The sequence below is a fragment of the Comamonas sp. 7D-2 genome, from assembly GCF_022749555.1.
GTDB lineage: Bacteria > Pseudomonadota > Gammaproteobacteria > Burkholderiales > Burkholderiaceae_C > Comamonas > Comamonas thiooxydans.
In genome coordinates this window covers 3,386,030-3,406,338 of the sequence record NZ_CP094238.1, presented here as the reverse complement: position 1 = coordinate 3,406,338, position 20,309 = coordinate 3,386,030, and the positions used below count along the sequence as shown (strand labels likewise).

Annotated in this window: 20 protein-coding genes and 1 pseudogene; 9 read left to right on the top strand and 12 right to left on the bottom strand. The window is 62.3% G+C overall.

The annotated features are described in order from the left end of the window. Window positions 1-54 precede the first annotated feature (54 nt). Both MPZ60_RS15755 and MPZ60_RS15750 read left to right on the top strand, forming a co-directional pair. Complete coding sequence (locus MPZ60_RS15755; RefSeq protein ID WP_034358480.1) at window positions 55-852, top strand: DUF2189 domain-containing protein; 798 nt, start codon at window positions 55-57, stop codon at window positions 850-852. 20 nt (window positions 853-872) lie between these two features. Beyond that, window positions 873-1,091, top strand: a complete 219-nt coding sequence (locus tag MPZ60_RS15750; RefSeq protein WP_034358478.1) for a hypothetical protein — start codon at window positions 873-875, stop codon at window positions 1,089-1,091. Between the two features lie 17 nt (window positions 1,092-1,108). On the opposite strand, the gene MPZ60_RS15745 is transcribed toward MPZ60_RS15750, so the two are convergent. Further along, window positions 1,109-1,840: an arylesterase gene (locus MPZ60_RS15745; protein ID WP_034358476.1), complete on the bottom strand. Its 732-nt coding sequence runs from the start codon at window positions 1,838-1,840 to the stop codon at window positions 1,109-1,111. On the opposite strand from MPZ60_RS15745, the gene MPZ60_RS15740 reads away from it, so the two are divergent. Then, window positions 1,839-2,519 (top strand): ABC transporter ATP-binding protein, encoded by a 681-nt coding sequence (locus MPZ60_RS15740; RefSeq protein ID WP_003069470.1) that lies wholly within the window; start codon window positions 1,839-1,841, stop codon window positions 2,517-2,519. The two genes, MPZ60_RS15745 and MPZ60_RS15740, sit on opposite strands and share 2 nt — an antisense overlap. A 100-nt stretch (window positions 2,520-2,619) precedes the next feature. On the opposite strand, the gene sstT is transcribed toward MPZ60_RS15740, so the two are convergent. Beyond that, window positions 2,620-3,852 (bottom strand): serine/threonine transporter SstT, encoded by a 1,233-nt coding sequence (sstT, locus tag MPZ60_RS15735; RefSeq protein WP_003069469.1) that lies wholly within the window; start codon window positions 3,850-3,852, stop codon window positions 2,620-2,622. A 305-nt stretch (window positions 3,853-4,157) separates the two neighbouring features. Between sstT and rlmB the strand changes: the two genes are divergently transcribed. Continuing rightward, window positions 4,158-4,928: a 23S rRNA (guanosine(2251)-2'-O)-methyltransferase RlmB gene (gene rlmB, locus MPZ60_RS15730; RefSeq protein WP_003069467.1), complete on the top strand. Its 771-nt coding sequence runs from the start codon at window positions 4,158-4,160 to the stop codon at window positions 4,926-4,928. An 85-nt stretch (window positions 4,929-5,013) separates the two neighbouring features. Here the strand turns inward: rlmB and MPZ60_RS15725 are convergent, their stop codons facing one another. Then, window positions 5,014-6,954, bottom strand: coding sequence for a hybrid sensor histidine kinase/response regulator (locus MPZ60_RS15725; protein WP_034358474.1), 1,941 nt, complete (start codon window positions 6,952-6,954; stop codon window positions 5,014-5,016). Window positions 6,955-7,045: 91 nt separating this feature from the next. Between MPZ60_RS15725 and MPZ60_RS15720 the strand changes: the two genes are divergently transcribed. Continuing rightward, window positions 7,046-7,819 (top strand): NAD-dependent deacylase, encoded by a 774-nt coding sequence (locus MPZ60_RS15720; protein WP_052057660.1) that lies wholly within the window; start codon window positions 7,046-7,048, stop codon window positions 7,817-7,819. Window positions 7,820-7,906: 87 nt separating this feature from the next. Here the strand turns inward: MPZ60_RS15720 and MPZ60_RS15715 are convergent, their stop codons facing one another. The 7 genes and pseudogenes from MPZ60_RS15715 to MPZ60_RS15685 all read right to left on the bottom strand — a co-directional run bounded on the left by MPZ60_RS15715 (window position 7,907) and on the right by MPZ60_RS15685 (window position 14,812). Continuing rightward, entirely contained in the window at window positions 7,907-8,506 is a 600-nt protein-coding gene (locus MPZ60_RS15715; RefSeq protein ID WP_034358468.1) for a chromate transporter, read from the bottom strand. Further along, on the bottom strand, window positions 8,503-9,090 hold the full coding sequence (locus MPZ60_RS15710) for a chromate transporter (RefSeq protein WP_034358466.1): 588 nt from the start codon (window positions 9,088-9,090) through the stop codon (window positions 8,503-8,505). Before MPZ60_RS15710 ends, MPZ60_RS15715 begins: the two co-directional genes overlap by 4 nt. Window positions 9,091-9,248: 158 nt before the next feature. Continuing rightward, the gene (locus tag MPZ60_RS15705; protein WP_034358464.1) at window positions 9,249-9,896 is read right to left on the bottom strand and encodes a GntR family transcriptional regulator; all 648 of its coding nucleotides are present in this window, start codon (window positions 9,894-9,896) and stop codon (window positions 9,249-9,251) included. Between the two features lie 142 nt (window positions 9,897-10,038). Further along, on the bottom strand, window positions 10,039-10,785 hold the full coding sequence (locus MPZ60_RS15700) for an aspartate/glutamate racemase family protein (protein WP_034358461.1): 747 nt from the start codon (window positions 10,783-10,785) through the stop codon (window positions 10,039-10,041). Between the two features lie 20 nt (window positions 10,786-10,805). After that, window positions 10,806-12,239 carry a dihydropyrimidinase gene (hydA, locus tag MPZ60_RS15695; protein WP_034358459.1) on the bottom strand — a complete coding sequence of 478 codons (1,434 nt, stop codon included), beginning with the start codon at window positions 12,237-12,239 and terminating at the stop codon, window positions 10,806-10,808. A gap of 8 nt (window positions 12,240-12,247) precedes the next feature. Further along, window positions 12,248-13,474: a serine hydrolase gene (locus MPZ60_RS15690; protein ID WP_080746243.1), complete on the bottom strand. Its 1,227-nt coding sequence runs from the start codon at window positions 13,472-13,474 to the stop codon at window positions 12,248-12,250. Between the two features lie 30 nt (window positions 13,475-13,504). Continuing rightward, window positions 13,505-14,812, bottom strand: a pseudogene (locus MPZ60_RS15685) (MFS transporter). A 268-nt stretch (window positions 14,813-15,080) separates the two neighbouring features. Between MPZ60_RS15685 and MPZ60_RS15680 the strand changes: the two are divergent. Both MPZ60_RS15680 and MPZ60_RS15675 read left to right on the top strand, forming a co-directional pair. Further along, complete coding sequence (locus MPZ60_RS15680) at window positions 15,081-15,812, top strand: aspartate/glutamate racemase family protein (protein WP_034358456.1); 732 nt, start codon at window positions 15,081-15,083, stop codon at window positions 15,810-15,812. Window positions 15,813-15,861: 49 nt separating this feature from the next. Next, window positions 15,862-16,710, top strand: coding sequence for a fumarylacetoacetate hydrolase family protein (locus tag MPZ60_RS15675; protein WP_034358453.1), 849 nt, complete (start codon window positions 15,862-15,864; stop codon window positions 16,708-16,710). A 27-nt stretch (window positions 16,711-16,737) separates the two neighbouring features. On the opposite strand, the gene MPZ60_RS15670 is transcribed toward MPZ60_RS15675, so the two are convergent. Together MPZ60_RS15670 and MPZ60_RS15665 are read right to left on the bottom strand one after the other, a co-directional pair. Further along, window positions 16,738-17,325 carry a GAF domain-containing protein gene (locus MPZ60_RS15670; RefSeq protein ID WP_034358451.1) on the bottom strand — a complete coding sequence of 196 codons (588 nt, stop codon included), beginning with the start codon at window positions 17,323-17,325 and terminating at the stop codon, window positions 16,738-16,740. Between the two features lie 88 nt (window positions 17,326-17,413). Then, window positions 17,414-17,710: a helix-turn-helix transcriptional regulator gene (locus tag MPZ60_RS15665; RefSeq protein WP_034358448.1), complete on the bottom strand. Its 297-nt coding sequence runs from the start codon at window positions 17,708-17,710 to the stop codon at window positions 17,414-17,416. 168 nt (window positions 17,711-17,878) lie between these two features. On the opposite strand from MPZ60_RS15665, the gene cls reads away from it, so the two are divergent. After that, window positions 17,879-19,318 (top strand): cardiolipin synthase, encoded by a 1,440-nt coding sequence (gene cls / locus MPZ60_RS15660; protein ID WP_034358446.1) that lies wholly within the window; start codon window positions 17,879-17,881, stop codon window positions 19,316-19,318. After that, window positions 19,318-20,169, top strand: coding sequence for an NAD-dependent protein deacetylase (locus MPZ60_RS15655; protein WP_034358443.1), 852 nt, complete (start codon window positions 19,318-19,320; stop codon window positions 20,167-20,169). Before cls ends, MPZ60_RS15655 begins: the two co-directional genes overlap by 1 nt. Window positions 20,170-20,309 lie beyond the last annotated feature (140 nt).

Below are 20,309 nucleotides of genomic sequence, written 5' to 3'. Positions count from 1 at the left end.
TTCCTGTCAGCTGCCGCCACCGAGGCGCGGTACGGGCGACAAGGAGGGTCTCGCATGCAAGCTTCCCCTGTTTCCGAGGTCAAGGCCGAGTCCGGCAATCTGCAGATTCTGCAACTGCGCTGGAGCGAGCCCTGGCAATGGCTGCTGCTGGGCCTGGGCGATGTGCGTCGCGCACCAATGATTGCGCTGTTCTACGGCCTGTGTTTCTGGGGCATGGCGCGTCTGATGGCCTGGGTGTTTCGCTCCAGCCCCGAATATCTGATGTCCATGGCCAGCGGCTGTCTGCTGGTAGGCCCCTTCCTGGCCATGGGTCTGTACTACGTCAGCAAGCAACTGGAGCAGGGCAAGCCCGTGCTGCTGTCGGAGTCGTTGACCTGCTGGGACAAGCATCTGGCCAGCATGGGCATGCTGGTCATGGTGCTGATGGTGCTGGAGATGCTCTGGGGGCGCGCCGCCATGGTGGTGTTCGCCATCTCGTTCGATACCGGCATGCCCAGTACGGCAACCCTGTTGCAGACCCTGCTGCGGCCCGAGAACTGGGAGTTCCTGCTGGGCTACACCGCGGTTGGCGGGATATTTGCTGCCTTGGTGTTTGCCTGCATGGTGGTTTCACTGCCCGCCATTCTCGATCTGGATACCGATGCCTTGACGGCCTGCATCACCAGCATGCGCGTGGTGGGTGCCAACACGGGTGTGATGCTGCTGTGGGGGCTGATCATCACCGTGTTGATCGCGGTCTCGCTGCTCTTCTACAGTGCAGGTCTGATCGTCATCGGGCCGCTGCTGGGTTGTACCAGCTGGCATGCCTATAAAGCCAGCGTCCGCGCCGAAAGCAAGGGGGACCCTGCTTGAGGCGCAATGAGGGGGATGTCATGGAGTTCTGGAACTGGTTGAAAAAAGTCTTTACGCCCCAGCCAGGCGCTTCGGGCCACAGCACCGATTCGCAGCTGACCTGGACTTCGGCGAGCAGCCGCGAGGACGGCCGCGACGTCTTCAACGACAGCTATTTTTGCGGCTCGGGCAGCAACGAGAGTGCCTGCAGCTCGGACGGCAGCGACTCTGGCGGTGATGGTGGAGGCAGCGGCGACTGAGGCCGCGCGGCCGTCACTTATTTCAGCAATGGCCTGAGCTTGGGCCAGACATTGGCCAGCATCTGTGGCTGAGCCTGGGCATTGGGGTGAATGCGGTCGCTCTGAAACCATCGCTCGGCGTCTGCCGCATCGCCGATGCCCGACAGCAGAAACGGCACCAGCGGCAGCTTTTGCGCGTCGGCAATGCTCCTGAACATCTCGGCAAATTGCTCGGTATATGCCGCTCCATAGTTGGGCGGTACCTGCATGCCCACCAGCAGCACCTGGGCCCCGGCCTCCCTGGCGGCCTTGATTATGACTTCCAGATTCTGCTGAGTGCTCTGCAGCGCCAGGCCGCGCAATGCGTCGTTGCCGCCCAGCTCCAGAATCAAGATGCCCGGCTCATGCTGCCTGAGCAGCGACGCCAGGCGCGCTCTGCCGCCGGCCGTGGTCTCGCCGCTGATGCTGGCATTGACCACCTTGCGCGGATTCTTTTCGTCATTCATGCGCTGCTGCAGCAACTGCACCCAGCCCTTGCCGCGCGTCAGGCCGTATTCGGCGCTCAGAGAATCGCCAAGCACCAGCACCGGGCCGGGTTTCGCGCCGGGAGCGGCCTTGGCCGGCTCCTTGTTCCTGGCGGGCGATGAGGCCACTGCCGCACCGCAAGCCCCCGAAATGGTGAGCGACAGAGCAACAGCGATACAGTGACGGCGCTGCAGTGCAAAGTGCTGGTTGCGACTCTTGACGTTTTTGCTATTCAATTGATTCATGTCCACAACTCTTGCCATTCCTTTGATTGCCGTTGAGCAACTGTCCAAATCGGTGAGCGATTCCACAGGCGTGTTGGATATTTTGCGGGATATCAATCTGAGTTTCACGGCCGGCGAAACCGTTGCCATTGTGGGTGCCTCCGGCTCAGGTAAAAGCACTTTGCTGTCGATTCTGGCCGGCCTCGATACCCCCAGTCGCGGCACGGTCCGCTTGCTGGGCCAGGATCTGTTTGCACTCAGCGAGGACGACAGGGCGGCGGTGCGGGCACAGAAGATGGGCTTTGTCTTCCAGAGCTTTCAGTTGCTGGGCAATCTCACGGCGCTGGAAAACGTCATGCTGCCGCTGGAGCTGGCGGGTCAGCGCGATGCGCGAGCAAGAGCTTCGCAGATGCTGGAGCGCGTGGGCCTGGGTCAGCGTCTCAATCACTATCCCAGGCTGATGTCGGGCGGCGAGCAGCAGCGAGTGGCCCTGGCGCGTGCTTTTGTGGTGGAGCCGGCCGTGCTGCTGGCCGACGAGCCCACCGGCAGCCTGGACTTCGCCACGGGCCAGACCATCATGGAGCTGATGTTTGCACTCAATCGCGAGCGCGGCACGACTCTGATTCTGGTTACGCATGACCGCGAGATTGCGGCGCAATGTGATCGAAGCATTACCATAGAAGCCGGGCGCTCTGTCTGAAAAACCAAAAGGCCTGTGTGATCACAGGCCTTTTTGGGGATCTGGCGCTTATCAAATAAGCGCTTGCAGCTATCAAATCAGTAGATTCTGAGCTCAAGCCTCAGATGCGCGCGACTTCCAGTCCGGCCCTGCGCTCTGCGGCGCGGCAGGCGGCTGCGGTAAACAGCACGTCGGTCGAGGAATTGAGGGCTGTCTCGGTCGAATCCTGAATCACGCCGATCACATAGCCGACACCCACCACCTGCATTGCCACATCGTTGGGGATGTTGAACAGGCTGCAGGCCAGCGGAATCAGCAGCAGCGAGCCACCGGGTACGCCCGAGGCACCGCAGGCACAGACCGCAGAGACCACGCACAGCAGTATGGCCGTGGGAATGTCCACCGAGATGTTGAGCGTATGGGCTGCGGCCAGTGTCAGCACGCTGATGGTGACGGCAGCGCCGGCCATATTGATGGTGGCGCCCAGCGGGATGGAGATGCTGTAGGTGTTCTCGTCGAGCCTGAGCTTCTGGGCCAAGGCCAGATTGACGGGAATGTTGGCTCCCGAGCTGCGCGTGAAGAAGGCGGTCACTGCGCTTTCGCGCAGGCAGGTCAGCACCAGCGGGTAGGGGTTGCGGCGAGTCTGTGTCCAGACAATGACTGGGTTGATCACCAATGCCACAAACACCATGCAGCCGACCAGCACGGCCAGCAGGTGGGCGTAGTCCTTGAGTGCTTCCAGCCCGCCGGAGGAGAAGGTGGCGACCACCAGGCCGAAGATGCCGAAGGGGGCCAGGCGAATCACGCCTTGAATCACGCGGGTGATGGCATGGCCAAAGTCCTCCACCATGGTGCGGGTGGTGGGCGTGGCGTGGCGTAGTGCCAAGCCCAGCGCGATAGCCCAGGCCAGAATGCCGATGTAGTTGGCGTTCAGCAATGCATTGACGGGGTTGTCGAACAGGCTTTGGACGACGGTGCTCAGCACCTGGCTGATCTCGCCGGGCACGCTCTGGACTTTGGGCGCTTCACGAAAGTGAATCACCGAGGGAAAGAGCGCGCTGGCTGCAACGGCCACGCAGGCCGCCGCCAGCGTGCCGATGACGTACAGCCAGAGCACGGGCTTGATTTGCGTTTCCTGGCCGGGGCGGTGGCTGCTGACGGCCGCCATGACCAGCAGCAGCACCAGAACCGGAGCGACAGCCTTGAGCGCGGCAATGAACAAGCTGCCCAACAGGGAAACCGACTGGGCGGCGGCCGGCCATAGCCAGGCCACCAGGCCGCCCAGAATCAGGGCAATCAGAATCTGCAGCACCAGGCTGCTGCGGTTGAACCAATCGAGCAAGGCGTTGAGCATGCTGGGTATTCGTTATGGAATTGGAGGGGGATGCAAACACGTAGGCCTCCTCATGCCGGACATGAAGAGGCGATATGCGTGAATGCAGGGGCAGCAGGCTCAAGCCTGTTGCCAGTCGTTCTGGGTGGCAGTGGAGCTTCATGTGAAGACTCGCACTCGGAAAAAGCCATGCTGGTGCTGCTTGATGAGCCGGTGCCTTGCCCGTTGGGGGCGCAGTGTAGCGGCAATGGAAAACCTCAGCTGTCAGCCCAGACATGGCCCTGCGAGTCTCAGGTCTGCCGTAAACGCCGGGATAATGTGGCCCCATGTCGTCCCCCAAAGTTCTTTTCGGCTTTCACGCCGTAGGCGTGCGTCTGAAGACCGCCCCCCAATCCATCATCGAAGTCTATTTCGAGGCTTCGCGCCGCGATGCGCGCATGCGCCAGTTTCTGGAACGTGCCAAGGAAGCCGGGGTGCGTCTGATCGAGGCCGATGCCCTGCGCCTTGCCAAGCTCGCCGGCTCTCACGGCCATCAGGGTGTGGCTGCACGCGTGGAAGAAGTCAAGGACACGCGCACGCTCGACGAGCTGCTCGACGATCTGGAGGAGGAGGGGGTGAAAGCCCCGCTGCTGCTGGTGCTCGACGGTGTGACCGATCCGCACAACCTGGGAGCCTGCCTGCGTGTAGCCGATGGTGCCGGCGTGCATGCCGTGATCGCCCCCAAGGACCATGCGGCCGGCATCAATGCCACCGTGGCCAAGGTGGCCAGTGGCGCGGCCGAGACCGTGCCTTACTTCATGGTCACCAATCTGGCGCGCACGCTCAAGGAGCTCAAGGAGCGCGGCATCTGGATCATCGGTACCAGCGGCGATGCCGACAAACATCTCTATCAGATGGATCTGACCGGCCCGACAGCGCTGGTGCTCGGGGCCGAGGGCGATGGCATGCGCCAGCTTACCCGCAAGACCTGCGATGCGCTGGTCAGCATCCCCATGCAGGGCGCGGTGGAAAGCCTGAATGTGTCGGTCGCCAGCGGGGTATGCCTGTATGAGGCGTTGCGCCAGCGTCTGGCAGCGGCCGTGGCGATCAAGGCCTGAGCCGGCTGGTCCGGCCGCTGAAAGCGAAAGCAAGGCGCGACTGCGAGAGCAGTGGCGCCTTTTTTTGCGGGCGGCCGAACCGTTCTCAGACGGCGGGCAGATCGGCTGGCGTCGTGCAGTCTGGATGCAGCATGCGCTGTACGGTGCGTGCCAGCTCGCCAATCTCCATCGGCTTGCTCAGCACCACGTAGCGGCATTCCTGGGCATGTGGCACTTCGGCCTCTTCGCTGCTGGTCATGAGGATGAGCGGAATGAGAACATGCTCCCGGGCCAGCTTTTCCTGCATTTTTGCGATGCTCAAAGCACCGGAAAACTCATCGGCGGCAATGATGAGATCCACCTTCATTCCACTGTTGATATAGCGCAGCGCGACTTCGGGTAAATATGCGGTCACGACCTGATAGCCAAGTCCGTAGAGCACCTGGGCCATGGCATTGCGCGTGGCCAGATCGGGCTCGATGAGCAAAATCGTTTCCTGCCGGCCCGCTGGGGCCGAGGCTTGCGGGCTCTGCGGCACGACCGGTTGCGCGCGCGGAAAGTACAGGCTCACGATGGTTCCCAGGCCTGGAGTGCTTTCCACTTCGATCAGGCCCTGAACATGGTCCATGAAGTTCTTGACCATGGGCAGGCCCAGGCCCGCGCCCTTGCCTTCGGGCTTGGTGGTGAAGAACATGTCGAAGATGCGGGCCTTGATCTCTTCACTCATGCCCATGCCGTTGTCGGCCACGCTGATCATTACGTAATCGCCCGCATGGCTGGCGCGCTTGAGCAGCACGTTCTCCGCTGTCAGCGTGATCTGGCCCTGCTCTTCGGTAGCATCACGCGCGTTGATGCAGAGATTGATCAGCGAGTTCTCGAAATACAGCTTGTCCACGCTGATGGGCCAGATGCTGCTTGCCATATGTAGCTGCAGTTCAGCGTTCTGGCCGACGGCCTTGCTCAGCAGCGGCTCCAGATCCTGCACCAGTGCGCGGGGGTCGGCGGCAGCCAGCTGCATGGATTTGCGACTGCTGAACCCCGTCAGATGCGATGCCAGGCTGCCTGCTTTCTGGATGGTGTTGAGTATCACATCCACATGTTCGAGCTGCTCGGGCTCGCCCAGCTGCTTTTCCAGCATGCCGGCATGCAGGCCGGTGATGAAAAGCAGGTTCTTCATGTCATGCGCGACACCGGCAGACAACTGGTTCACCATGCCCATTTTCTGGGCTTGGGCGAGGTAGGTTTCGGCCTGATCCAGCGCCTGCTGCTTGAGTCTCAGCTGGTGGCTCAGCGTGGTGATCTGGTCGCGCAGCTGATTCTCGGATTGCCGGACGCTGTCTATGCCCAGGTTGGCGCCGACCCAGTAGAGAATCCTGCCCTGCGCATTCTTGACGGGAGACAGCGATGAAAAAAACCAGTGGAACTGTCCGTCATGGCGCTTGATGCGCAGCCGGTATCCCGTCGGCTTTTCGGTGATCAGGGCGCGCGACAGCCCGGTGTTGACGGTCGCCAGATCGTCGGGATGCACGATATCAATCCATATGCCTTCGCGCAGGCTCAGGAGGCGTACTTCCCGGTAGGCGTATTCATGCAGGGCCCGGTTGAGCCAGGTCACCTCTCCATGGGGTGTTGCAATCCAGACCTGGTAGGGCAGGTGGTCCAGAAAGTCCTCAAAGCGGTTGACATGCCCCAGCCCGAGTTCGTCATCGGGTTCACGAAACGAGGTTTCGGTTGGCAATACATAGCATTGCACCGCTTCTGCCGCGCCATTGCCTTGAATCGGCGAAAAATGCCAGAGCCCGGGGTGATCGGGCAAGTTTGCAGTCGCTTCCAGGCCTGTCTCCATGCACTGCCTGATAGCCAGCCTGGCTGTTTCCAGAATCTCGCGCTCGGGAATGCCGGGTGCCTGGCGACTGGGCTGCAGAAGGCGCTGCAATGCAGGATTGGCAAAGCGCAGTTCCAATGTCTGGATATCAACAAGACCCCATGCCAATGCTGCAGGCGTCATGGCTTGCTGAAGTGCGAACAATTGGCCCGATTCGTTCATATGCTGGTGTGGTGCAATATCAGGCAAAGAAGAAGCTCCGCAGAGAAATTCAAGTATTCCACGTTGCAACTCGATTTTTGAGGTTATAGCCTTGGTTCAAGCACTTATTGACAATTCTTCGACGTCCTTGGGTGCGATTGCCTGCGTACGTCGCTGGCTGGGCGAGGCTCAGCGACTGGCCGTGCTGACCGGGGCCGGTGTCAGCGCCGAGTCGGGAGTGCCCACTTTCAGGGAGGATGCAGACGGGTATTGGTCCCAGTTCAAGCCCGAGGAAATGGCCAGCGAGGCGGGGTACCGCCGCGATCCGGCTCATGTCTGGCGCTGGTACGAGCACCGACGTGCGCTGGTTGCCAAGGTGACTCCCAATGAGGGGCACCTGGCGCTGGCGCGTTGGGCGCGACAGCATCCCGGTCGAATGACACTCATCACGCAGAATGTGGATGGTCTGCACCAGCAGGCGGGCAGTGAAGATGTGCTGAGCCTGCATGGGGAGCTGAGCAGGAATCGCTGGCTGAATCGCCGTTGTGCGTTATGTGACCTGGAGCAGGCTGTCCCGGGCGAGCCGCCTCATTGCGCCGCCTGCGGCAATTTGCTGCGGCCTGCCGTCGTGTGGTTTGGCGAGTCTCTGCCCAGCCAGACCTGGGCCAGGGCGGAGCAGGCGGCAGAGCAATGTCAGCTGATGCTGGTGATCGGCACGTCGGGCGCAGTCTACCCGGCAGCAGGTCTGGCCAAGATCGCACGGCGCAACCGGGCGCGCGTGGTCATCATCAACCCGCATGCCAGCGAGCTGGACTCGGTGGCCGACCAGATGATCGCCATGCCATCGGCACAGGTGCTGCCCTTGCTGCTGGCAAATCCCGAGTAGCCAGGCATTGGAGCCAGCAGCGGCCTCAGGAAGGAGACTGCTTTGGCGGTTGACGCCGATCTTCTGGCCTAGGGGGCGGTGCTGCGTTTACACCCAGCCCAGCGCACCCAGCGCCGCGCCGGCAGCCAGCAGCCACAGCAGATGAATGCGTGTGCGCCATACCAGCAATGTGCATGCAAGGCTCAGCAGCCATAGCTTCCAGTCCCTGCCAGGGTTGCCGCTGGCGCTGCCCAGCAGCCAGCCTGTCGCCAGCAGCAGACCAATCACCAGCGGAGCCATGCCTTGCTTGAAGGCGCGCACGCCGCGTTTGTCCCGGTTGCGCTGACCCCAGCGCGAGGCCTGCCAGGTCAGCAGCGAGCTGGGCAGCAAAATGCCCACCATGCACACCGCAACACCCAGTGCTCCCAGTCCCCAGGCCGCCGGGCCGGCGCCGCCTCCCGCATTCAGACCCACGTTCCAGCCCAGCAGGGCAATGAACAACACATTGGGGCCGGGGGCGGCCTGGGCAATGGCGATGGAGCTGGTGAACTGGGTTTCCGACAGCCAGCGATTGCCGTCGACCAGATAGCGGTGCATATCGGGCGCGGCGGTGATGGCTCCACCCACGGCCATCAGCGACAGCGTCAGGAAATAGGCAAAAAGATGCAGCCAGTCCACGGTCTGCAGCTCGATCGCCAGTGTGTTCATGCCAGCCTCCGGTAAGTCAGCACGCAGCCTGTTGCGCCCACCAGCAGCAAGGCCCAGAACAGCGGCAGGCGCAGCACGGCGACCAGCACAAAGGCGGCGATGGCCAGCCCTGCGCAATACCACTTGCCCAGCGGGTGCTTGCGCAGCGTGCCAGCCAGCTTCAGGCCCATGCCCGCCACCAGCCCTGCCGCCACGGCGCCCATGCCGCGCAGGGCTCCGGCCACGGCCGGGTTGGCCGCGAACTGGGTATAGACCAGGGTGAGGCTGATGACCACCAGCATGGGAAACGTCAGCATTCCGCACAACCCCACGATGGCGCCGCGCCAGCCGAAGTAGCGTTCGCCCAGCATGATGGAAAGATTCACCACATTGGGGCCGGGCATGATCTGCGCCACGGCCCAATCCTCCATGAATTCCTCATTGCTCAGCCATTGGCGTTTTTCGACCAGTTCGCGCTGCACCACGGCCAGCACACCGCCAAAGCCCTGCAATGCCAGAAAGGTCAGTGACCAGAACAGTTCACGCAGATGGCGGGGGCGTGGCCGCTCGGCTAGCGGCAAGTACGGTGGGGCGGGTGAGCTCATCGGGCGGGTCTCAAGGCCTCAGGGAGAGAGTGATCGGGGTCAGCTATGAATGCTAATCCGGGTGCTTCTCTCCGTACGGACTCGAGCCATCTTCAGTAGAGAAGGGCGTATCGATCACTTTGATGGCTCCCGTTGCCGGATCGCGACGCCGGCGGTGATCAGAGGTCGCCCAGGATCTGCTCCAGATCAGCGTCGTCGGCATCGGCCTCCAGGCGCAGGCTGCCCTGTATGTGGTCCAGGTGGCTGAGCATCAGCTGCTCTGCCAGCTCGCCATTGCCCGCGACGATGGCATCAACCACGGCCTCGTGCTCGTCCACCAGACAGCAGGTGTTGACAGCCGATTCATACAGCGAGATCGTCAGGCAGGTCAACGTGGACAGTTCACGCATGCTGCGCAGCAGCGCGGAGTTGCCGGCCAGTTCGGCAAGCAGTACATGAAATTCGCCGGACAGGCGAACCGTGGCTCGCTTGTCGGAATTGGCACGTGCTTCGCGCTCCTGCTTCAAATGGGTCTGCAGGCGACGGATCTTGCTGTTGTCCATGTTCAGGACGAGGCGACGCACGATGCCCGGCTCTATCAGCCGGCGCGCTTCGAAGACGTCCAGCGCCTGCTCGATGCTGGGCTTGGCGACAAAGGCTCCGCGCTGCGGGAACAGCTCCACCATCTGGTCGCGGGCCATGCGGGCAAGGACCTCGCGCACGCGAGCCCGGCTGGTGTTGAAGATATTGGCCAGCCTGTCTTCGCCGAGCTTGGTTCCCGGCAGCAGGCGGTGCTCATGGATGGCTGTGGCAATGCGGGCTGCCATTTCATCCACGGTAATTTCAGATCGAGATGTGTTGCTTCGATTGTTCACTTTTGTAGTGTGTTTTGTCGACATGCCGGTGAATTCTAGTGTCACACGGCATGTCGGCTTCGAACGTCCCGATTGAGGTTATCCCGCAGAGTGTTCAGGGCAGTTGCTTCAATAGCTGGGTGAGCCCCGGGGGGAGGTTCTTGAAGTCCTTGCGTGGTGGTTTGGCAAAGCTGCCGGCGCGTGCTGCAGCGGGAGCCAGCGAGACCAGGCTCTGCGCATGGTTGACGGCGCTGGAGACGCCATCGACGGCTGGCACCGGCAAACTCTGCTTGATGGAGCGTGCCAGGCCCGCCAGCGGGGCGCCGGCAATGATCAGTACATCGGCGCCATCTTCGCTGACCGCTGCTTCGCACAAGGCCTGCAGGCGTGCTGCATGGTCATCCTGCACACTTCCGATATCTCGCAGTGGCTCGTCCAGGCAGCGAATGCTGGCCAGTCGGTCTATGAGTCCGTTGCGCTCGACCATATCTCGGTACCAGGCGGTAATGCGCCTGGAGATGGCGATGATGGAAAAGCGTTTGCCCAGCATGCAGGCGCTCATGAGCGCGGACTCGGTCATGCCCAGCACGGGGATGTCCAGCGCCTCGCGCAGGCCTTCGAGGCCCGGATCGCCAAAGGCCGCCACGATGACGGCGTCATGCTGTGCGGCATGGGTTGCGGCCAACTCGGCCACGGCGTAGGCGGCAATCATGGCCTCGAAGCGTGTCTCGATATAGGCCACCCCCATGGAGGCTGTCAGCATGGTGATTTCCGTGTCTGGCGCGGCGGCCAGCCTGGCCTCTTTCTCGATGAGCGCGGTGACGCTCTCGGAGATATTGGGGTTGATGATGAGCAGTTTCATGGTGTGTTCGTGCTGAAGTTTCAGAAGCGGGCCTGGTGGCGCTTGGGCAGCAGTGTGGGCGCGCCGCGCTGCAGGAAGCGGCCGCTGCCGGCGCGGGCGTGGAATTGCTCGCCGTCCCAGACCACCTGTCCCGCAGACAGAGTGAGGCAGGGCCAGGCCTTGAGCTGCTGGCCTTCATAGGGCGTGTAGTCCACGTTGTGGTGCAGATCGCGGTTGCTGATGGCGCGTTCGCCTTCCTGCCAGACCACGAGGTCGGCATCGGCGCCGATGGCAATGCTGCCCTTGCGCGGATGCAGGCCGTAGACCTTGGCCGGGTTGGTGGAGGTCAGCTCCACGAAGCGGTTGAGTGTCATGCGGCCCGTCAGCACACCATGCGTGTAGAGCAGCGACAGGCGGGTCTCGATGCCAGGAATACCGTTGGGAATGTGACCAAAGGACACCTCCTCGCCATTGGGCTTCTTGCCTTCGGGTGAATCGTAGTTGAACGGCGCATGGTCCGAGGAGAACACGGTGAACAGGCCGTCGTTCAGCCCGTTCCAGATCACTTCCTGGTTGGCCTGATCGCGCGGCGGTGGGCTGCACACGCACTTGGCGCCCTGGTAACTGTCGTCTATGCCCAGATCCTCGGCGCTGAGGAACAGGTATTGCGGGCAGGTTTCGGCCATGATGTTCATGCCGTGGGAGCGGGCCCAGCGGATCTGCTCCACGGCTTCGCGGCCCGACACGTGGACGATGAGAATGGGCACGTCGGCCAACTCGGACAGGGCAATGGCGCGGTGGGTGGCTTCGCGCTCCACTAACATGGGGCGCGAGACTGCGTGATAGCGAGGGGCCTTGCGGCCGCTGGCTTCCAGGCGCTTGGTCAGCCACTGGATGCAGTCGGCATTCTCGGCATGGATCATGGCCGTGGCATCGTATTTGCGAGCCACGTCCAGCACGTCGAGGATCTGGCCGTCATCGAGCTTCAGATCGTCATAGGTCATGTAGATCTTGAAGGATGTATAGCCTTCGCGGATCAGCGCGGGTAGTTCGTTTTCCAGTACTTCGGGCGTGGGGTCGCTGACGATCATGTGGAAACCGTAGTCCACGTGGGCCTTGCCGTCGGCGCGGCGGTGGTAGTCCTCCACGGCCGCGCGTAGCGACTGGCCCTTGGCCTGGGCCGCGAACGGAATCACGGTGGTGGTGCCGCCGCAGGCCGCGGCGCGCGTGCCGCTGTCGAAGTTGTCGGCCATGCGCACCGGCGGTTCCATGGGTTGGTCCAGGTGGCAGTGGGCGTCGATGCCGCCGGGCGTGACCACGCGGCCGGCAGCGTCATATTCGCGGGCGCCGGCGGGCAGGTTGGCGCCCAGCTGGACAATCTTGCCGTCGCGGATGGCTATATCGGATTCAAAGATGTCGCTGGCGGTGGCAACGCGCGCATTGCGCACTACGAGATCAAATTCGCTGGATTTCATGCTGAATATCAGAGTTTCGGGGTGTCGGTAGGGTCTGCCGGTGCTCCGGACTTGCCCTGGTGTTGTGATGCGAGTTCGAGTTCGCGCGCCAACGCCTTGTGGCGGACGGGCGTGGGTTTGGCATGGGCCTGGTTGCTCAGCGCGGGCAGCACGTAGTCATTGATCATGCGGCGGATGGCCAGCACGTTCCGGGATTCGCGCAGGCCGCCTTCGATGGGCAGCATGCTGGTCATGACCACCACGGCATTGCGCTCGGGCAATACCACAATGAACTGGCCCTTGAAGCCCATGGCGTGGGTTTCGGGCTCGGTGGCGACGATGTCGTTGATCCACCAGTAATAGCCATACCATGGCGCCGAGGCGGGCGCGGTCATGGTGCGGACCCAGGCCTGGGAGACGATCTGCTTGCCGTCCCAGCGGCCGCCAGTCAGCACCAGCTGGCCTAGCTTGGCCATGTCCACGGCGCGCAGGCGCAGCCCCCAGCCGGAGGAGACCAGGCCTTTGTCGTCAGCCCGCTCCCAGGCGTAATGGCTCATGCCCATAGGCTTGAAGAGTCTCTCCTTCGCAAAGTCCTGCAGTGGCATACCGGCGTCGGCTCCCAGCGTGGCGCTGGCCAGGATGGGGTTGACGTCGGTGTAGTCGAAGCTCGTGCCGGGTGTTACCTTGGGCGTAGTTTCGGCCGCCAGCTTGAGACGATCGGGGGCGCCGTAGTAGATGGGGTCGTCGGTGGGCTTGAAGTTATAGACCAGGCCCGTGGACATGGACAGCACATGCCGCAGTTCGATGGATTGCTTGTCGGAGAAGGCGTCCTGGAGGTCGGGGCGGGCCCTGGCCAGGATGGGCGCCACTTTCTCGTCGAGCTTGCTGCGGCCCTCGTCCACCAGAACGCCGGCGGCCAGGGCCGTCACGTTCTTGGTGATGGAGTACAGCTCGTAGTTGTGGTTGCGCGTCAGGCCCTGGCTGTAGCGCTCATAGATCAGCTTGCCGTCCTTGACGACGAGAAAGCTGCGCACGTCGAGGTTTTCCTTGCGGATCATCTCGGACAACTGCACCAGAGGGCGCGAATCCACGCCTACGGACTCGGGGGCGGCAGCAGGGAAATCGGGACTCGCCTGGACGGCGACAGAGTTGCGGCTGGCTGGCGTGGCGGCATATGCGCTCAGGGTTGAGGCGATGGCCGTGGCGCAGGTCAGGGCCAAGGCTCGGCGTGTGGGCAAGGGCATGGGGTTCTCCATCAAAGTGTCCAGGCGAGGCGGGGGCGGTACTTAGACCGGGATCTTCTTGCTGTAGTCGATCACGATCGACGAGCAGACGAAGAGGCCTGCGCCCGCAGCAGCGAAGAGCATCATGGCCATGTCGTAGGAGCCGGTGGCCTGCACGATCACGCCCACCAGAATGGGTACGCCGATGCCGGCGAAGTTGCCGCCCAGGTTCATGACGCCACCCAGGAAGCCGACGCGCTTGCGGGTGCCCAGAATGGAAGGAACGCACCAGAACAGACCGCACCAGCGCAGGAAGAACAGCGTTACCGACAGCAGGATCACGATGGTCACGGGGTCCTTGAAGCGGGCCACGTTGTAGATGGCGATGGTGGCGATGATCGAGGCGATACCGAACAGCGTGCGCAGCACCTTGGCTTGCGAAGCGCCCGCAGCCTTCCACTTGTCGGCAATCCAGCCGCCGACCATCTCACCGACGAAGCCGGAGAAGAACATGATGAACACGGCGCCGCCCATCTGCTTGATGTCCATGCCATGCACCTTGGACAGGTAGGTGGGCATCCAGGTCAGCAGGCCGTAGAACAACGCGTTGAAGCACATCCAGCCGAAGAACATGCCCCATACCGAGCGGTACTTGAAGAAGTCCATCACCTTGCCGCTGGCATGGGCGGGCTCGGCGGCGAGGTCGGCGGCATGTGCTTCCTCGATGAAGGCAGCTTCGGCTTCATTGACGCCTGCGTGCTCACGGGGATGGTTGCGTATATACCACCAGGCAAAGACACCCGCGATCATGGTGCCAACGCCCGCGACGACGAAGGACACGCGCCAGGAGTCGAAGTGGGTCAGCAGGCCGGCGATGATCAGCGCACCCAAGGCGGCACCCAGAGGTGCGCCACCGTCCAGCAGTGTGGCGCCGCGGCCGCGTTCGTTCTGGGTCATCTAGATGCCGTTGAGCTTGCCGCCTGCGGGGTAGATGGGGGCCTCGGAGGCGCCCAGACCCAGACGGGTGATCAGCAGCGACACCCAGCCGGTGCAAGCTGCGGCGATGGCCTGGAAGAAGCCCCAACCCAGGGTGGAGCAGACGATGACCACGCGTGGGCCGAAACGGTCGGCCAGCATGCCGCCGGGAATCTGCATGAAGGCATAGGTCCAGAAGAAGGAGCTCATCAGCAGGCCCTGAACGGCAGGGCTGAGATCGAACTCCTTGGCGATCATGGGCATGGCCACGGACAGCGATGCGCGGTCAATGTAATTGACCGCGATCAGGAAAAGCATCATCAGGAAGATCTTCCAGCGCACCTTGGTCGGCGCTGCCGCCGCCTGTGGCGCGGCAAGTGTGGTTGGGTTTTGCATCTCGGGTCTCGCTCCATCGGTTGGTTGGTTGTTCGATGTGAGGTCGAAATCTAAATGTCGACAATATCGTAAACACCTATTTGGGAATTTTTCTCTGAAATATGCTGTGAGGCGAAAGGCGGTGACGAAGTGAAGACTTTCTTGATAGATAACTTTGAGTGATTGAACTTTGATTTATTGTCAACAATATTGTTGACGTTTGTTCGGGTGAGGTGAACAATGCCGGCCAACCGGTTTGCCGGTTGGCCATACAACGGAGACAAGCAAGATGACTGCAACTACGACATGCCTGGGCGTGCTCACGCCTTCTTCCAACACCGCGCTGGAGCCTCTGACCAGCGCGCTGGCTGCCAGTGCCGGCAACTGCTCGGCCCATTTTTCGCGCTTCACGGTGACTGAGATTTCGCTGGCCGAGGGGGCACTGAACCAGTTTGACGACAGCAAGATCCTGGCCGCCGCCGAGCTGCTGGCCGATGCCAAGGTGGATGTGATCGGCTGGAGCGGCACGGCTGCAGGATGGCGCGGCTTTGAGACCGACATGCGGCTGTGCGAGCGTATTACCGAGCGCACCGGCATCAAGGCCACGACGGCCATCCTGGCACTCAATGAGCTGATGGAAAAGCTCTCCGTGAAGAAGCTGGCCATCGTCAGCCCGTACACGGCGGACGTGCAGCAATGCATCGTCAACAACTACCGCGCCGCAGGCGTCGAGACCGCGGCAGAGCGCCATCTGGACATCTCGGTCAACCACAGCTTTGCGCTGGTGGAGCCCGAGCAACTGCTGCAACTCATCGGCAACGTGATCGAAGAAGGCAAACCTGACGCCGTCGTGACTTACTGCACCAATTTGCGCGCTGCGCACCTGGCCGAAGAGGTGGAGCGCCGTTGGGGCGTGCCGCTGCTCGATACCGTGAGTACCACGGTCTGGGGCATGCTGCGCGCGGCCGGGCGTGATCCTTCCGCCGTCAAGGGCTGGGGCCGCCTGTTCGATATTGCATGATGAAGGCCTTAGAGGGCGACACTGACCGATTCATAAGGAGACAACCATCGTGAAACTGCTTCGCTATGGCAGCGCGGGTGCGGAGCGCCCGGGCGTGCTGGACGCCGACGGCGTGCTGCGTGATGCATCGGCCCTGGTGCCCGATTGGGGCCCGGGCCAGCTAGGTCCCGATGCGCTGGAGCGCATACGGCATACGGACTGGAGCCGTTTGCCCAAGGTTGACGGAAGGCCACGCCTGGGCTGCCCCGTGGCACAGGTGGGCAAGCTGGTCTGTGCGGGCCTCAACTATGCTGACCACGCGGCCGAGGCCGGACTGCCAGCGCCGGCCGAACCCGTGCTGTTCATGAAGGCCGTGACGGCGATCTGCGGTCCTGGCGATGCGGTGCAGATTCCGCAGGGCGCGGACAAGGTCGACTGGGAGGTGGAGCTGGGCGTTGTCATCGGCAGCCGCGCGCGGCGCGTGACCGAGGCGCAGGCTCTGTCCCATGTGGCCGGCTATCTGTTGGCCAACGATGTGTCCGAGCGCGGCTGGCAATTGGAGCGTGGCGGCACCTGGACCAAGGGCAAGAGCCATGACACGTTTGCGCCGCTGGGCCCCTGGCTGGTGACGGCCGACGAAATTGCCGATCCGCATCGCGTGGGCCTGTGGCTGGAAGTGAACGGCCAGCGCATGCAAAGCAGCAATACCAGCAATTTCATCTTTGGCGTGCCCGAGATCATCAGCTATATCAGCCAGTTCATGACGCTGGAGGCCGGCGATGTGATTCTCACTGGAACGCCTGCGGGCGTGGGTCTGGGACAAAAGCCGGAGCCCGTCTTTCTCAAGCCCGGCGATGTGGTGCGGCTGGGTGCCGATGGGCTGGGCGAGCAGCGCCAGGTCTGCGTGGCGGTGAACTGACGCAGCTTTTTCCCGGAGAGCTGGTTTTCAGAGCTTTCCGGGAGAAGCCGGGCCGCAAGGCGTGCGCTTTTCTTCGGCCGGCTGGAGCTGCCGGGCCTGCTTGATATCGATTCGCCTGGCCGTGATCCTGGCCACGCATTCGAGTTTTTGCAGGTCCTTGGCCGTCAGGCTTTCATCGGCCGCCTGGCTGAAGCAGCACAGCGTGCCGTAGACCTTGCCGCTGGCCAGCACGATGGGCGTGCTCAGATGGGCGCCCACGCGAAAAGGAGTTGCAGGCAGCTTGGCAAAGGCAGGGTGGCTGGTCGCATCCTGGACCAGGCCGGGCAGTATGCCGTCGAGCACGCACCGGCAAAACGACTCTTCCAGGGGGCCGCCGCCGCCAGTGGCAATCAATTCCTTGCCAGGGGCGGTATCGACATGCTGGAACATGCGCTGGCCGTTGCGGATCTCGGAGACAAAAATCACCTCCATATTGAGGTGCTGGCGCAGCTCCTGCAGGACCAGGCGCACGCTTTCATCGACCAGTTCGTCGCTTCGATCTGCCGTGGCCAGCAACAATTCGCTGACCTGTACCTCCAGTGCCTCTGGTGCGTAATCCCAGTTGTGAATCGCCATCTCTCAAACCTCTGAATGTCGCGCAAAAAAAACCTCGGGCCATTGTTGCCGAGCAAACAGGGTTCTCAAGTTAACAATACGTAAGACTTCATTGCGAATCCTGGCCGGTCACCGGACTGGCGATGCGGTCGGTTGCAGCCGTCTGGCCGGTCTGAGGCTGAATCAGTGCCAGCACCTGGGCGTGCAGCTCGGCCGGCACGGCAATCAGCTCCATATTCAGCACACGGGCCATTTCCTGCAGAGTGGAAAAGCGCGGGTCTACGTCGCCGGTTTCAGTGCGTTGTACGGCCATGCGTGACAGGCCGGCACGTTCGGCCAGATCGGCCTGGGTGATGCGGGCGGCCTTGCGTGCCTGGGCCAGAGTCGTGATGAGTTCGGAAATCATGCGTATCAATATACTCTTTGTAGCGCGGTACAAAAGCATGGCGCCTGCTGGAGGGTGTTTCCCCCGGGCAGGCGGGTCGCCGCAGTCTGCCATGCCGCTGCCATACTGCGAGGGCATGGTGGTGATGGTTCCTCGAACAACAGGAGTGTGCAATTGGACTGGATAGCAATGCAGCTGAGCCACGAGAGCGTCAAGCTCTGGCTGTCCGTGGGCTGGTCGCTGTATGTCGTCGTGGTAGGCATCTGGATTTTGCTGCAGCGCAGCCAGCCGATTGCCACGCTGAGCTGGCTGTTGTCCATGGCAGCGTTACCTGTGGTGGGTCTGCTGGTCTATTACTACTTCGGTCCGCAACGCATGAAGCGCCAGCGTATCAAGCGGCTGCGCTCGCGCAAGCGTTCGCGTGTGCGCAACAGCATGCAAAAACTCAGGGAACGCATTCCGGCCCAGCAGGAGCGCCTGCGTCAGGTGGCACGGCTGGTTGGCATGACCAGCGATTTTCCGGTAAGCACGGCCACTTCCATGCAGTTGCTGGTGGGTGGCGCGGCGACCTTTGATGCGATTGCCGATGCCGTGAGCGCAGCACGCCACCATGTGCATCTGGAGTACTACATCTACGAGCCTGATCAGACCGGCACGGCTTTGCGTGATTTGCTGATCGAGAAAGCACGTGCAGGCGTGCAGGTGCGTTTGCTGGTGGACGCCCTGGGTTCCAAGAAGCTGGGGCGAAAGTTTCTGGAGCCGCTGCAGCAGGCCGGGGCCGAGGTGCTGCGCTTTCACGATGCCAAGATAGGGCGTCGGCTGCGACCCGTGGTCAACTTCCGTACCCACCGCAAGATTCTGGTCTGCGATGGAAAAGTGGGCTTTACGGGTGGCGTGAACGTCACCGATGAAGAGAACGAGCGCATTTGTGACGATGCTTATCATGACGTGCATATCCGGGTCGAAGGCTCCGTCGTCAACTGGCTGCAGACAGTGTTTCTCGAGGACTGGGCCTACACCCGCAGCGACGATCCGCACCGGCTGCCCAACGATCTTGACGATCTGCTGCCTGATTGCGAAGACGGCCCCATCCCCATGCAGGTCGTGACCTCGGGGCCTGACGACCAACTGGACGCCATCTACCGCTCCTATCTGGCGGCCATCAACGCGGCACAGCAACGCATCTTGCTGACCACGCCTTACTTTGTGCCGACCGAAGGCGCGCTGACGGCTCTCACCAATGCTGCACTGCGCGGTGTGGAGGTCCGCATTCTGGTGCCGAAGAAGTCTGATTCGCTATTGGTGACGGCCGCTGCGCGCTCCTATTTTGACGAGCTGATTCGCTGTGGAGTGCATATCTATGAATATGCGGCTAGCATGCTGCACTCCAAGACCTTGGTGGTCGATGACAATATGGCGATGATCGGCACGGCCAATTTTGACTATCGCAGCTTTTTCCTCAACTACGAGGTCTGTGTGATTGGCTACGGGCCAGAGCTGAATCAGGCCATCGCTGCGCAGTTCGAGGCTGACCTGGGCCAGGCTCGAATGGTGCAATATCGCAGCGAAAAAGGTCTGCGGCGACGGCTGGTTGGTTCCGTGGCCCGATTGACATCGCCGCTGCTGTAATGAGTGAAACCTTGAACCATTGTGTGGATGCTCTGGCGCTGTGGCGCCTGCAAGACTGGCTGCATGCGCATCCGCGTGTGGTGGTCATTGGTGGCGCCGGCTGCAGCACCGAAGTCGGCATCCCTGACTATCGTGACCGCAACGGACAGTGGAAGCGCCCCCAGCCCGTGACCTATCAGGCCTTCATGGGCGATGTGCTGGTGCGTCAGCGCTACTGGGCGCGTTCCATGCTGGGCTGGCGCGTGATGGGGCAGGCGCGGCCCGGCTCCGCCCATCAGGCACTGGCGCGACTGGAGCAGCAAGGCCGGCTGGAGTTGCTGATCACCCAGAATGTCGATGGCCTGCATGATGCGGCCGGCAGCCTGAACATCGTGGACCTGCACGGGCGTATCGACACCGTGCGCTGCATGGACTGCGACAAGCGCTCTGCCCGCGCCGATCTGCAGCAGCGGCTGCTGGCGCTGAACCCGACCTGGGTTGAACTGTATGCAGCGCCGGCGCCCGATGGCGACGCCGATCTGGAAAACCAGGACTTCAGCCGCTTTGTCGTGCCGGCCTGCCCACATTGCGGGACGGGCCTGATCAAGCCCGATGTGGTGTTCTTTGGCGAGACCGTGCCGAGTGAACGCGTGCAGACCTGCATGGCGGCTGTGGCCAGGGCCGACGCCGTGCTGATCGCCGGCTCTTCATTGATGGTCTATTCGGGTTACCGATTTGCGCTGGCAGCGCATGAGCAGGGCAAGTCCATCGTGGCCATCAATCAAGGCGTGACAAGGGCCGATGCATTGCTGGCTTTCAAGGTGGAGGCCGATGTGGGTCAGGTCCTGATGGGCCTGATCGAGGCAAGCTAGCTCACGCCCCCCGCGCCTCGTTGAAGTAAAGGATGGCAGCATGCCTCTGGTGTCGCCGATCACGGTCTCGAGTTCGGCGCCACCGGTCGGGTGGAAATCGTGGCACAGCAGCGGCGCATGGCTGCGCTTCATGAAGCGGC